Source organism: Exiguobacterium sp. Helios, from assembly GCF_014524545.1.
Taxonomy (GTDB): domain Bacteria; phylum Bacillota; class Bacilli; order Exiguobacteriales; family Exiguobacteriaceae; genus Exiguobacterium_A.
In genome coordinates, this window is record NZ_CP053557.1 from 2,207,417 (window position 1) to 2,221,089 (window position 13,673).

A 13,673-nucleotide genomic window follows, 5' to 3' on the forward strand; every position below is an offset into this window, starting at 1 on the left:
TATCGGATTAACGATTATTCCGGCGAAGGAAAGAAGGAATATCCATCGTCTCTTCAACATCTGACCCTTTTGCTGATTCTTGGTTCGAGCTACTAGGTGTCTCTTCGACTTGCGGTTTAGGTTCTTCAGCTACCGGTGATGGTGCCGCTTGCTTTTTCTTAAGCAAGTTTTTCATCATCTCTTGTGCTGATGGGATTTCAAAATCGAGTGGTTCGTTTTCGAATTCAGTTGCGATGACCGTAACAATGATTTCGTCTTCCAAGTTGTCGTTGATGACTGATCCGAAGATTAAGTTAACTTCTTCATCCGCAGCGCTTTGAACGATTTGAGCCGCTTCCGTTACTTCATAAAGGCTCAAGTTCGCACTACCGGTAATGTTCATCAGGACGCCTTTTGCCCCTTCAATCGATGTTTCAAGCAATGGACTTGAAATCGCTTTTTTCGCAGCTTCCGTTGCACGGTGTTCGCCGGTTGCGACACCAACACCCATCAATGCTGAACCTTTTTCCGTCATGATCGTTTTAACATCCGCGAAATCCAGGTTGATGAGACCAGGAACGGCGATTAAGTCCGTAATCCCTTGTACCCCTTGACGAAGAACGTTATCGGCTTCTTTAAAGGCTTCAAGCATCGGTGTGTTACGATCGACGATTTCAAGCAATTTATCGTTCGGGATGACGATGAGTGTATCGACTTTTTCTTTAAAGTTCTGAACTCCTGAAACAGCATGTTGCATCCGTTTACGGCCTTCGAACATGAAAGGTTTTGTGACGACACCTACTGTCAATGCGCCGATTTCTTTAGAAATTTCTGCGATGACCGGTGCAGCACCTGTTCCGGTACCTCCACCCATTCCTGCCGTTACGAAAACCATATCGGCACCAGATAAAATTTCTGTCAACTGTTCGCGGCTTTCTTCGGCAGCTTTTTTACCGATTTCCGGATTTGCTCCGGCACCAAGACCACGTGTCAGTTTAGCTCCGAGTTGAAGTTTTACATCTGCCTGTGACATGTTTAATGCTTGTGCATCCGTGTTGACAGCGATGAATTCTACGCCTTGGACACCATGTTCGATCATTCGGTTGACAGCGTTAGATCCACCGCCACCTACTCCGATGACTTTGATTTTAGCTACTTGGTCCATCATTTCATCAAAATGCAACATAAAAGGGGCCCCCTATTTTTTTTACTGATAATTTTTTATTTAGCCGAAAAATTTCTCAAAGAAACTGCTGAATGACTTTCGCTCTTTTGGAGGTTGTTCCTTCTGTGGTCGCTCTTCGCGTACTGAAGGTTGGGAAGGGTGTGCAAGTAACTCCTCTTGCTCACGGCCTTGTGCGGCTACTCCCTTTTCGTCCGCACGGTCAAATCCTGACTTCGAAACGGCACTGCGTGATAAAACATATCGTAACATCCCAGCAGCGACAGCATACTTCGGATGACGAATCCCCAAGCTGGCTGGTTGATACACATTCACGCTTTGTTTAAAGATTCGCTTACCGAGCTGGTCAATTCCTGGTAGGGAAGAACTGCCACCACAAAGAATGATTCCACTGTTCATTTGTGTATACCCAGCCTGTGTCATTCGTTTCTGAATCATCTCAAAAATCTCTTCCAGACGGGCTTCAAGGACAAAGCCAATCTCCGTCTGTGGTTCGAAACGGTGTTCCCCGTTGATTGTCACGTACGAGACTTTCTCTTCCGGGTCACCTAACGCTTCTAATGCGACGCCGTATTCTTCTTTGGCTAGTTTCGCATCCTGGTATTTACAATTCATTTTATACGTCAAATCGCGTGTCAGGTGATCTCCACCGTACGCAAGTGTCGTTGTGTAAACTAAATCGTTTTTTTCATAAATTGAAAGAGTGGTCGTTTCATGTCCGATATCAACGATCCCGACACCCAGCTCCAACTCATCAATCGAGGCTGCGATTCGTGAGACGGCTAAACTTTCCAGCACATACCCCGCAAGTTCCAACCCAGCCCGTTCGATGGAACGTTTGATGCTATGTAGAATCGTCTTCGCTCCGATAATCAGCTTCCCTGTCACTTCTAGACGATAACCAATCATGCCACGTGGATCTGTGATCTCCGTCTGCTGATCGACAGTAAACGTTTTAGGTAACACATCGACAACGCTCAATTCGTTTGGAATCCGCATCACCATTGCTGAGTGAAGGACATCCTTCACGTCGTCATCCGTGATTTCGTTATCTTCCCCTTTGATTGATGTCATCCCTTGGCAATCTTTGACTTGGATGTGCTCACCGGAAATTGCTACATATACTTCACCAATTGGTTCGCCGAGTGTGCGCTCCACTTCTGCAACCGCTTGTTTAATGGCATTTACTGTTTGATCGATGTCGACGATGACACCTCGCTTGACGCCTGCAGATGGTGCAGACCCTTCCGCTAAGACATTCAGTGTTCCACCTAGAAGTTCACCGACGATGAGTTTCACTTCCGATGTCCCAATATCTAGTGCGGCAATCGTACCTTTCGTTTCCATGGGAGTGACACCTCCACTTTCATAATACTAATCCTATCGTCCCTGTTTATATTTACAGGAATCGAGACAATCTTCTTCTCGTTTAAGTCTACACTATAAAAAACCTCACGAAAAGAAGTTATTGTCTAACTTACCCATCTAATAGATTACGATTTGATGACGATGTGTCCGCTTTCCTACTAATGAAAACAAACGTTTGTCAAACCCATCTAATCCATGATGTTATTTTCTAATTTTTACCTTTATATGGTTTGAAATAGATTCCTCCATCAATGGTGATTGTTCCAGTCTTTCCTTTTGGCAAAGCGGAAATCACCTTGACATATTCATTCAACGAGTTAGAAAAAGCCGATGTACTCAATAAGACGGTATTTCCGTCTGTCATGAATAACTTCAATCCCCCCTTGTCCGTCTGATCATTGGCTACGATTTCCGAAATCCGGCTCCGGACTTTCGGCTCGATTTTGACGAGTTCCTTTGTCAGACGTTCCAGGGACTGATCCGTAAATCCTGTTAGAATCGGTGCATCAAACAATTCTTCCTTCGACTTTCCGGGAAGAATCGTCCCATCCGCTAAGACAATCCGGGCACCCGGTTTATCTTTGGCATACGCAATCTCTTTTTCTTCGACGACGTCAACTTCGTAATGATGTAAAAACGTTTTTTTCATCGTCGCTTCGCGTATACCCGGGACATTTTCAATCCGTTCCAACACGGCTTCTTCCGACACATTGAAAGCATGTGTCTCCTTCACCTTAATACGTGAGGCTTGAATGATGTCTTCCTTCTTGACGTTCACGGTGCCGGTGACGTCAAACGTCGCGACACGCGAGAAACTCGATTGAAGATAGAAGACGACACCAATCAATAGACCGATCAGGATGAGGACATAGATTAAACGCCGGTTCGCCTTTTTCCGACGCTGCTCACGGACATATGGAATTTTATCTTCTAAGCTGCGGACAGTCGTATCCATCTTCGGCTGGCTTGCCGGTTGTTGTTCCTTCACGTAAGCCTCTCCCTCCATTATGTTTAATTTCAGTACCTTATCGGTCTATTCCTGCAATGCTTTAGTTATTTCGCTGAATCAACCGTAATAATTCATCGACCAAATCACTTGCCGCATTTGGCATGCCGAGTGCGAGCGATGCTTTTGACATGTTGGCTTGATCGGCAATCGCCTTCGTACACGCCTCGAACAATCGGTCTCCCGTCAATTCGGATTCACGGATCAAAAGACTCGCTCCTGTCTCGACGAGTGATGATGCGTTCACTTCCTGATGATTTTCCGTCACGTATGGACTTGGAATCAAGATGCTCGGTAAACCGAGCGTCGTCAATTCAGCTAACGTACTTGCTCCGGAACGCGAGATGACCAGTTGACTCGCTTTTAATATCAACGGCAAATCGTAAATGAATGGACGCAATTGAATCCGGTCCGGTAATGTTCCTAACTGCGTCTGAATGTCTTCATAGTGGACCTGGCCGGTGACGAACAATAACGACCAGTCAGTTGCTGTCAACATGGGAATCATCTCGACGACCGCTTTATTGATGGCCGGTGCTCCTCGGCTGCCGCCGTAAACGACAATCAGAGGCCGATCTTGTTCAAAACCGTATTTTTGTTTTTCTTCGATTGGATCAATTTGCAACATCGCAACTTCTGAGGCCCGGGGATTTCCGATTAGAATCGTTTTCCCTTCGTTTTTCCCGAAATGATGACCAGACCCTTTAAAGGACAATGCCACCCGGTCGACATAACGCGCCAAGAATTTATTGGTGATTCCAGGTAAGCTGTTTTGTTCATGGACCAGCGTCTTATACCCCATCTTCGCTGCTGTATAGAGGACAGGACCGCAAACAAAACCACCTGTTCCGACAACAATATCCGGTTGAAAATCACGCAGAAGCTTTCGGACTCGGACCACACTTTTCAAAAAGCGGACACCGGTCTTGACGTTCTCAAACGACAAGGAACGGCGTAGTCCTGAAATTTCAATTGATTCGAACGGAATGCCTGCCCGGCGGACAATGTCCGCCTCGAGTCCATTCTCAGTACCGATATATAACACTTCACATGCCATACGACGCTCAACTTCTCGGATCATGGCCAGTGCCGGATAGATATGCCCGCCTGTTCCGCCACCTGAAACTACGATTCTCATTTCGCCGTCCCCCCTACTTTTTGAACGGAACGGATGAAATGTTCGCCACGCTCTTCATATGTCTTATATTGATCCCAACTTGCAGATGCCGGAGATAATAAAATGATATCACCGGGCTTCGAAACATCAAATGCTGTGATAACGGCTTCTTCCATCTCACGTGTTACCGTAGAGGCGATCTGTTGATCGTCAGCTAGATCAGCGAAGCGTTGACCTGTCTCACCGAGTCCGATGACATGTTTGACATGGGTCATCGCACTTTTTAACGGTGTCAAATCTGCACCGCGTTCGAGTCCACCACAGATCCAGATGATAGACGAGTGAAAACCGGACAGGGCCGCTTCCGTCGCCACGTTGTTCGTGGCTTTTGAGTCATTGTAGACTTTTCGTCCGGCAAATTCTCCGATGTATTCTGTCCGGTGCGCGACTCCACCAAATGTCCGCAAAACCTCTTGAATCGCCGTTAAGGCAATCCCAAAAGGTTCAATCAATGTCAAGGCGGCCAGGACATTCTCGAGATTGTGTCCACCGCCAAGCGCCAGTTCACTGACCGGAAGAATTTTTGTCTGACCGACGAAGATCATACCGTTTTCGACATGTGCATAGGCCGGTTGACGACGTGAAAACGTCAATCGTTCCGCTGCCGCTGTTTCGCTCAAGCGCATGACTTCCTCATCGTCTGCATTGACGACAAGTCGTCCAGCTTCATTCATGTTTGAAAAGATCCGTGCTTTTGCTGCCGCGTAAGACGTTACATCTCCGTGATAATCAAGATGAGCCGGCGACAAGTTTAAGAAGGCTGCACTGACTGGTTGGAATGATTCGATTCCCATCAATTGAAAACTGGATAACTCGATGACGATGACATCATCTGCAGCCGTCTGCTGGGCAACTTCAACTGCCGGGAAACCAATGTTTCCAGCTAAATGAACGCGTCTTGACCCCTGTTTCAATAATTCATGGACCAGTGTCGTCGTCGTCGTCTTACCGTTTGATCCGGTAATTGCGACCCAATCTGCTTTCGTTGAACGGTAAGCCAGTTCAACTTCTGTCCAAATCGGGATGCCACGCTCGATTGCCCTCTGTAATAACGGAATCTGATACGGAATGCCTGGATTTTTTACGATTAATTCTGTTCCATCCAGTAAGGATAGCGGATGACTTCCGAAAACCGTTTCGACCTCCAAAGATTCAAGCGTTTGTACGTCGGCTTCCGAAGGAGTCCCTCCATCATTCACCGTCACGACAGCTCCTGCCTTAACAAGATAGGTCGCTGCTGCAATTCCGCTTTTCGCAGTCCCAAGGACCAATACTTTTTTCTTCTCCAGTTCAGAACTCTTCATCATTAAATCGCTCACTTTCTTGACCACGAATTTCGATTACACGAACAGATAGGCGATTAACGCCACGATTAAGCTAATCGAAGCAAATGTTCCAACGATTCGCCATTCACTCCAACCGACCATTTCGAAATGGTGATGAATCGGACTCATCTTAAAGATACGTTTTCCTGTCGTCTTGAAGGAAATAACCTGCAGGATGACCGATAATGTCTCAACAACGAATACAATTCCAATCAATACTAACAATAATTCCAGTTTCAATAAGATCGATAAACCAGCAAGGGCTGCTCCTAAAGCAAGTGAGCCGGTATCACCCATGAAGATTTTAGCCGGGTAGACATTAAACACGAGGAACCCGATCAATGCACCGACAGCTGAAAAAGCAAATAAGGCAACACCTGGCTCATCGGCTATGAACCATCCGTAGAGGCCAAAGAACAGAAACGTCGGAATAGCCGTAAAGGATACGAGTCCGTCCAGTCCGTCCGTCAGATTGACGGCATTCGAGAATCCGACGAGCCAGAATAACGCGACTAATGGATACAGGATACCGAAATCAATCGACCAGGTCGTAAATGGAATCGACAGATACGTCGCCTGACTCGAAAATCCACCGCTCAACCAGACAAACAACAGACCAACAACAATTTGTCCAACTAATTTTTGCTTCGAGTTCAAACCAAGATTACGTTTTTTGACGACCTTGATGTAATCATCGATGAAACCGATTGCCCCGTAGGCAAGCGTTAAGAACAGCAACGACAGATGACTCCGATCCAAGTCTCCCATCAATAAGAGAACAATCAGGCTGCCGATCATAGCCAGCAAAATGACGATTCCACCCATCGTCGGCGTCCCTGATTTCACTTGGTGCCAATCCGGACCTTCTTCCCGAATCTCTTGACCAAATTTAAGGCTGTGTAAAAAAGGAATCGCTTTTGGCATCACGAGTACGACAACCAAAAACGCAATAATTAAACTGATGAATAATGTAATCATTACAAACACCTACTTTTAAGGATTAAGTTTCATTTAAATATGTGAAGATTTGTTCCAGTGCGAGTCCACGCGAAGCTTTCAGCAAAACAACGGTTTGCTTGCCGAGCAACGGTTGGAGCAGACGGGCTGCATCTTCGACCGTGTCCGCAAATTGGACTTGGACGGTCGGATCAACAATTCCATCCGCGATATAACGCCCTTTCCCCCCTACAAGGATAGCATGGGATACAGGAAGTGCAATCTTCTTCCCGACAGAGGCATGCAACAGGCGTTCCTGTTGACCGAGTTCATACATATCGCCGAGAACGACGACTTTATTCGTAAATCCATCGAGCGTTGCAACCGTCTCGATTGCTGCATTCATCGAAGTCGGGCTGGCATTATATGCATCATTGATGATGGCAGTTTGACCATACATTAATCGTTCCATCCGCATCGGTGTCAATTGTACCTCGTTCAATCCTGCCTGAATCACTTCGTCCGTAAGACCAAGTGCTCGAGCTGTCGCAATCGCGTACGCTGCATTCCGGATTTGGTGTTTGCCAAGGACCGGTAGGTTGAACGTCGCACCATCAAATTTGAAAGTCGTCCCGATGAACGTCGCTTCCGCCTGTTCGATGATGTACGTATTGGTCGCATGATACCCAATGCGTTCAGCCGGCACTTCTCCCAACAACGGTTCATCTCCATCGACAAAGAGATGGCCATTCGGTTTTAAACCAGATCGAATCTCTAGTTTAGCTCGGGCGATTCCACTTCGTCCGCCCACCTGTTCGGCATGCGACTCGCCAATGTTCGTCACGAGTGCAATATCCGGTTCGGCAAGATTCGATAAGAGTTCGATATCTCCAAACCCGTTCATTCCCATTTCGAGAACAGCAACTTCCGTCTCGTTCGGCATCATCAAGATCGTCAAAGGCATTCCGATATCTGAATTGAAGTTACCTGCCGTTTTATGTGTCCGAAACGACTGTTTCAGGACACTTTCAATCATATCCTTTGTTGATGTCTTGCCGTTTGATCCAGTAATCGCGATGACTTTTGGTGCCACTTGCTGTAAATACCGTTGTGCGATGACTTGTAACGCGTTTAACGGATCTTCGACTTCAAGAACCGTGATGTCAAGCTCCGGAAGCGGAATGCCTTTTTTCCACAACGTGGCAATCGCGCCTTGAGCAACTGCTCCCTCGATGAACGAATGTCCGTCGACGCGTGCTCCCTGGATTGGGATATACAACCCTTCCGTGAGTGTACTTCTTGAATCCGTCGCAAAATTTCTTAATGACCGTGTATCGGTTTCTTCCAATCCCAACCACTGGGCGATCTGTGCAATTGTTACCATCCCTATTTCCTCCACTCGATTACAGCAAACGAGGACGAACAGAAGTCAACGAATGACTCCGGTCCGTCCTCGTTTCACTGCAGAAATCAGGAGACCGCTGTTTCTTACTCTTTTGGTTCAGCGAGTTCCACCGTCAGCTTTCCATTTTCTTTCACTAGTGTACCAGTTCGTGCCGATTGTTTGGTTACAAAACCTTTACCAATCACGTCTAACTTTAAATCGTAGAGACTGACAAGTTTTTTAACATCCCGTTGTGACCAACCGGTGATATCAGGCATTTTGAACGTCCGTCCTGTTTTAAAAAGGACACGTTCCCCGCTGACGAATTCTTGTCCGCGCGTCGGTATTTGTGAGACGACTTCAACCCCGTCACCGAGAACGACCGGTACGGCCCCCTGTTCCTTCGCCATCTCTTCTGCTTGATTCATACTTTTCCCAATGTAGCTTGGAATGATTTTAGCTTTGACATCCACCGACTCTTTTTGAGTCGCAGGTTTGATGCTTCGATATTGCAAAGCGGTATTCATGACACTTTTGAAGACCGGACTCATGATACTCGGTCCGGAAACCGAAGACTCATTTTTCGATGGCCGGTCGACAGCGATGTACATGATCAATTCGGGATCATCTTTTGGCGCCATTCCAATAAAGGAATGAATAAACTGTCCTTGGATGTATTTTCCGTTTTCTGAAATCTGTGCCGTCCCTGTTTTTCCGATGACACGATAATCTTTCAGCTTATACATTTGTCCAGTACCGATTTTACTGTTGACGACACCATCCAACGCTTCACGGGTCGCTTTTGCCGCTTCCGCAGAAATCGGTTTTCCGACCACTTCCGTTTTTGCTTTATACGGCGCTTTATCCGTATGGTCCGCTTTTTGGATAATATGCGGTTTGACCATCTCACCGTTTCCGGCAATTGCTGTCGCCCCTTGGAGAATCTGCATCGGCGTCACTGCCGTCGATTGTCCCCATGATGTAATCAACGTATTCAACGGTTTGGACAGATCAGATTGGCTGTTTACTTCACCCGAAATATCTATACCCGTTTTTTGATCAAAATGAAACTTCTTGAAATAGTCTTTATACCGTTCGATTCCAAGCTTTTCAGCTGTCAGGATCGAGAACATGACGTTTGAGGAATGGTAGACCCCTTCAATCATCGGGATTGTTCCCCAACCGACATCATTGTAGTCTTTGATGACAGTTCCCTTATAATTGTAACTCCCTGATTTATACGGTTCGTTCGGACGGAAGACACCTGCATCGATGGCAGCAGCCAACGTAAAGATCTTCATTGTCGATCCGGGTTCAAACCGTGAGGAGACAGCAAAATTCGTAAAATCCGTCATATCGCGTAAATTCGGATTAAACGACGGACGATCCGTCATCGCCAAAATTTCGCCTGTCTTGGCATCCATTACGATTCCTGTCGCATTTTTAGGTTTGTATTCGTTGTACATCTTTTGCATCTGTTTCTCGAGTGCTTGCTGGATCCGATGATCGATGGTCAGATAGAGGTTCGATCCGTCTTTCGGCTCATTTGAAATTTTCGAAGTACCTTGAACCAGTTCTCCGCCGCTGCGATCTTTTTCAAAGATACGGGAACCAAACGATTCACGTAAAGCCTCATCATACTGTTTTTCGATACCCATCTGTCCTTTTAAGACGACCCGTCCGTTATCTTCTGTGATTTTCTGGACGAACCCTAACGTATCGGACAGGAAAATCCCGTTCGGATAATAGCGCTTCGGTTCTTCGATCAATCGAATCCCCGGCAGCTTCAACCGATCAATCTGTTCTTTCTGATCAACCGTCAGATCATTCCCTTTTTTACCGAATTCGATTTGGGAACGGTTTTTATTTTCAATCAGATAGGTTTCCAGTTCTTTAACCGACATGCCGAGAATCGGCGCAAGTCCGGTCGCTGTTTTCTTAAAGTCGACCACTGTCTCATCCGGATCTTTTTCCCCGCCTAACCGGTAGACGGCGACCAAATGATAGGACGGGATGTTAATCGCAATCGGCGAGCCCAGTCGGTCAAAGATTTCTCCACGTTCTGCCGGCAGTGTGGCCTGGGACTCCCAACGTTTTTTTTCCGCGTAGACAAGCATGTCTTCCCCGTGGAATTTCTTTGTCGTCGATAAGTACAAAAAGCGTGAAATGAACACCAAAAAGAGAGCAGCAAATATCAACATGACAATGGCTACTCTCCGTCGGGATTTAGATAGTGGATTCATTTAGGAATCACCTTGATGTTCCCTTTTCGCATATCAAGACCTTGTTCTTTCGCAATCTTGTAAATTCGTTCTGGAGAGCTTAAGTTGGTCACTTCGAGTTGAAGACGTTCATTTTCTTTCTTCATCTCTTGCGTGACTTGATTTTCCTTCGCGAGATCCCGGCTTACATTATACGCTTCGTTATGAGCGCCAATCGTCATACTACCGAAAAGGACGATTCCGCCAATCATCGCACTGTACAAAAACTTCTCAAATGGATATAGACGATATTTCGGACGAACCGCAACACGACGTGCGATATCTTCCGTCTTACGTGGTTCTTGGATAGGTTGCTGCCGAACGGGTTCCATGGTTTGCATCGGCTTGCGAAGTGGCTCTGCCATTTGAATGCTCCTCTCAACTTTCCTTCATTTTTTCAACGATTCGTAACTTGGCAGAGCGTGATCGACGATTGTCATCGAGTTCATCATCTCCTGCTGTAATCGGTTTTCTTGTCACCAGGCGTAGTTCCGGTTCAAACTCTTTAGGAATCATCGGTAACCCTTGCGGAAGCTCAGGTAACGATGACTTCTCTTTGAACGCTTGCTTACACATACGGTCTTCAAGTGAATGGAAGGTAATGACACATAGGCGTCCACCAACAGCCAATAAATCAATTGCTTGATAGACGGCGCGGTCGAAGACATTCAATTCATCATTTACAGCAATCCGAATCGCTTGGAACGTCCGTTTTGCCGGATGCCCCCCTTTGCGGCGGGCCGGTGCCGGAATCGCATCTTTGATCAATTCGACTAGTTCAAACGTCGTTTCAATCGGTGCGATTTCGCGTGCCTTCTCAATCTTGCGTGCAATCTGTTTGGAGAACTTTTCTTCCCCATATGTAAACAAAATTCGAACAAGGTCGTTATACGGCCACTCATTGACGACTTCATATGCCGATAGCGATGACGTTTGGTCCATACGCATATCGAGTCGGGCATCAAAGTTGTAGCTGAATCCACGTTCGCCTTCGTCTAGTTGTGGAGAAGATACACCGAGATCAAATAAAATCCCGTCCACTTTTGTCACAGATCGTGCTGCTAATTCTTCTTTTAAATGTACGAAATTACTTTTTATTAAAGTAAAGCGACCTTCATACGCCGCGAGACGTTCTGCTGCATGTGCCAGTGCGACATCATCCTGATCAAACGCGTACAGATGTCCTGTCGTTAACTGTTTGACGATCTCTTCACTGTGTCCTGCTCCACCTAACGTACAATCGACATAAATCCCGTCAGGTTTGATATTCAGCCCTTTAATGGACTCCCATTTTAATACTGTTTCATGCTCAAACATGTGCTGCCTCACCTTTCACTGTCCAAACTGGACGTTACTCTTTTTCAATGTATCATATTCTTTCTTGAAAACGTTACGAAAATGAGACAGTTTCCTTGATTTTTTGAACTTTTATGTATCTTTCGTTAAAAAAACAAAAAAACCTGCTGATTTCGCAGGTTTATAGCATGATTTTCAATTGTTCCGCCTCAGTTTGTTCATATTGCATCCGCAAGGTCTGAACTAAATTCAAACCATAGCGATTCAGCCAAGGTAAGATCGAATGAATCCGTTCCTGGGGTGCATAATCGGGTGCCAATTGATATTGGAGTGCCCGATCCGACCGATTCGTTTGTTCATGAAGACGCCGTTTTTGTTCGACGATTGTTTCCAAGGCAAGCTGCAGCTGTTTATTGAGCTTCGTTGCGACAGCCGTCGTCTGCAACTCCTGTTTTTCAATCCGGGTGACTTCTTCGACCAGGACCGCACCTAACATGGTCGAGTCATGCAATTGGCGTTTAATCGCAGTCGCATCGAACGCCGCGAGAGGGACACCTGCCTGAAGCGCTTGTTCAAGGCTCAGACCATGACGCCGAAGCCCTTTCTCTTCCTTCGCCTGCAACATGACGGCCCCCATCCGTGGAAGCAACAGCGGCATCGTCCAATCGAAGTGATGGAATAATGGTCGTAGTCTCGTCCAATATGCAATTTCACCCGGTCCTCCGATATAAGCGAGTGTCGGGAATAAGTAATCTTGCATCAACGGACGTGTGACGACGCTGTTTGAAAAACGTTCCGGGCTTGCATACAGCAATGCCAACAGTTCCAGTTCCGTATAGGTCTTCCCTTGTTTCGTCACAAAATCTTGGCCCGGGTATAACAAATCGCGTCCGATATCCTCAACAAAGAGGTGGGCCGCTTCTTCATTTAGAAATGTATCCGGCAATTCGGTGGTTTGTTGGATACCTTTTGATAAGGCTTGGCGGATTTCGGTATTGTCTTGAATCAGCCGTTCGAAAAACGGGATTTCAAGTTGACGGACTGCTTGCGTATCCGCGTCAAAGAAGATGATATCGTGATCGACAAGTTCTCCTAAGAAAGAAGCGAAAAATTCTCCATATGTCGAACTGGATTCGATTAACCGGTCCGACAATGCCAACAATTCTTTTGTATACGGCGTCTCTCGTTCAGTACATAATGCCTGACGTACGATTTCCTTAACGGCTGTCTGATCAAAGGCCAAACGGCTGACAGAGCGCGAAATCGAGTCCGGCGCCTGGACGGCCAGCTTCCGCGTCCGGAAATCATGTGTCGGGACGATCAGATGATTGATTTCATCAAAATCATGGTCTTCGGTTGCCAACCAGAAGATCGGGAAAACCGGGCGACTGATCAGTTCTTCCGTTTGGCGGGCAACCTTTAGACAGGTCAGCAATTTATAAACGGCGTACATCGGACCGCCAAAGATTCCGGTTTGTTGACCGGTAATCACAACTTGCGCCTCACCTGTCCGCAACAGTTCGAGACGGCTCTTCAAGCTGTCGTTCAACCGAGGATTTTGCCGCAACAGTTCGTCGACAAGCGGGTTCAGATGCGGATACTGCCGTTCTTGTAAAAGGCTGCTCCTTGCCCGCATTCCTTCTGTTCCAATATGATCAACGTATTTCGAAAATTCCTGGCGAGAGGCTTTATGCATCAATGAATCTTCGTCATACAAGGCATGAAATGATTGTACCTTCAAACAAAATCCCTTCTTTC

11 protein-coding genes are annotated in these 13,673 nt (G+C 46.5%); all 11 read right to left on the bottom strand.

What is annotated here, in order from left to right; genetic code table 11:
- Nucleotides 1-7 precede the first annotated feature (7 nt).
- The 11 genes from ftsZ to bshC all read right to left on the bottom strand — a co-directional run bounded on the left by ftsZ (nt 8) and on the right by bshC (nt 13,656).
- On the bottom strand, nt 8-1,165 hold the full coding sequence (gene ftsZ, locus HNY42_RS11580) for a cell division protein FtsZ (RefSeq protein WP_114595436.1): 1,158 nt from the start codon (nt 1,163-1,165) through the stop codon (nt 8-10).
- Between the two features lie 39 nt (nt 1,166-1,204).
- Nucleotides 1,205-2,509 (bottom strand): cell division protein FtsA, encoded by a 1,305-nt coding sequence (gene ftsA / locus HNY42_RS11585; protein ID WP_131502639.1) that lies wholly within the window; start codon nt 2,507-2,509, stop codon nt 1,205-1,207.
- 229 nt (nt 2,510-2,738) lie between these two features.
- On the bottom strand, nt 2,739-3,518 hold the full coding sequence (locus HNY42_RS11590) for a cell division protein FtsQ/DivIB (protein WP_188004527.1): 780 nt from the start codon (nt 3,516-3,518) through the stop codon (nt 2,739-2,741).
- Nucleotides 3,519-3,579: 61 nt separating this feature from the next.
- Nucleotides 3,580-4,674, bottom strand: a complete 1,095-nt coding sequence (gene murG / locus HNY42_RS11595) for an undecaprenyldiphospho-muramoylpentapeptide beta-N-acetylglucosaminyltransferase (protein ID WP_188004528.1) — start codon at nt 4,672-4,674, stop codon at nt 3,580-3,582.
- Entirely contained in the window at nt 4,671-6,020 is a 1,350-nt protein-coding gene (murD, locus tag HNY42_RS11600; RefSeq protein ID WP_131502642.1) for a UDP-N-acetylmuramoyl-L-alanine--D-glutamate ligase, read from the bottom strand. The genes murG and murD overlap by 4 nt, the downstream gene beginning before the upstream one ends.
- Nucleotides 6,021-6,053: 33 nt before the next feature.
- Nucleotides 6,054-7,016, bottom strand: a complete 963-nt coding sequence (gene mraY / locus HNY42_RS11605) for a phospho-N-acetylmuramoyl-pentapeptide-transferase (protein WP_131502643.1) — start codon at nt 7,014-7,016, stop codon at nt 6,054-6,056.
- A 22-nt stretch (nt 7,017-7,038) separates the two neighbouring features.
- Nucleotides 7,039-8,358: a UDP-N-acetylmuramoyl-tripeptide--D-alanyl-D-alanine ligase gene (gene murF / locus HNY42_RS11610; RefSeq protein ID WP_188004529.1), complete on the bottom strand. Its 1,320-nt coding sequence runs from the start codon at nt 8,356-8,358 to the stop codon at nt 7,039-7,041.
- A gap of 104 nt (nt 8,359-8,462) precedes the next feature.
- Nucleotides 8,463-10,601 (bottom strand): penicillin-binding protein, encoded by a 2,139-nt coding sequence (locus HNY42_RS11615; protein WP_188004530.1) that lies wholly within the window; start codon nt 10,599-10,601, stop codon nt 8,463-8,465.
- A complete protein-coding gene (gene ftsL, locus HNY42_RS11620; RefSeq protein ID WP_114595428.1) occupies nt 10,598-10,984 on the bottom strand; it encodes a cell division protein FtsL in 387 nt (128 codons plus the stop codon). The genes HNY42_RS11615 and ftsL overlap by 4 nt, the downstream gene beginning before the upstream one ends.
- Nucleotides 10,985-10,997: 13 nt before the next feature.
- Nucleotides 10,998-11,936 (bottom strand): 16S rRNA (cytosine(1402)-N(4))-methyltransferase RsmH, encoded by a 939-nt coding sequence (gene rsmH / locus HNY42_RS11625; protein WP_114595427.1) that lies wholly within the window; start codon nt 11,934-11,936, stop codon nt 10,998-11,000.
- 160 nt (nt 11,937-12,096) lie between these two features.
- Entirely contained in the window at nt 12,097-13,656 is a 1,560-nt protein-coding gene (bshC, locus tag HNY42_RS11630) for a bacillithiol biosynthesis cysteine-adding enzyme BshC (RefSeq protein ID WP_188004531.1), read from the bottom strand.
- Between the last annotated feature and the right edge of the window lie 17 nt (nt 13,657-13,673).

Excerpts from the sequence above, each read along its gene's own strand:
- ftsZ (WP_114595436.1), bottom strand. The coding sequence starts at position 1,165 with ATGTTGCATTTTGATGAAATGATGGACCAAGTAGCTAAAATCAAAGTC.
- ftsA (WP_131502639.1), bottom strand. The coding sequence starts at position 2,509 with ATGGAAACGAAAGGTACGATTGCCGCACTAGATATTGGGACATCGGAA.
- murG (WP_188004528.1), bottom strand. The coding sequence starts at position 4,674 with ATGAGAATCGTAGTTTCAGGTGGCGGAACAGGCGGGCATATCTATCCG.
- murD (WP_131502642.1), bottom strand. The coding sequence starts at position 6,020 with ATGATGAAGAGTTCTGAACTGGAGAAGAAAAAAGTATTGGTCCTTGGG.
- mraY (WP_131502643.1), bottom strand. The coding sequence starts at position 7,016 with ATGATTACATTATTCATCAGTTTAATTATTGCGTTTTTGGTTGTCGTA.
- murF (WP_188004529.1), bottom strand. The coding sequence starts at position 8,358 with ATGGTAACAATTGCACAGATCGCCCAGTGGTTGGGATTGGAAGAAACC.
- HNY42_RS11615 (WP_188004530.1), bottom strand. The coding sequence starts at position 10,601 with ATGAATCCACTATCTAAATCCCGACGGAGAGTAGCCATTGTCATGTTG.
- ftsL (WP_114595428.1), bottom strand. The coding sequence starts at position 10,984 with ATGGCAGAGCCACTTCGCAAGCCGATGCAAACCATGGAACCCGTTCGG.
- rsmH (WP_114595427.1), bottom strand. The coding sequence starts at position 11,936 with ATGTTTGAGCATGAAACAGTATTAAAATGGGAGTCCATTAAAGGGCTG.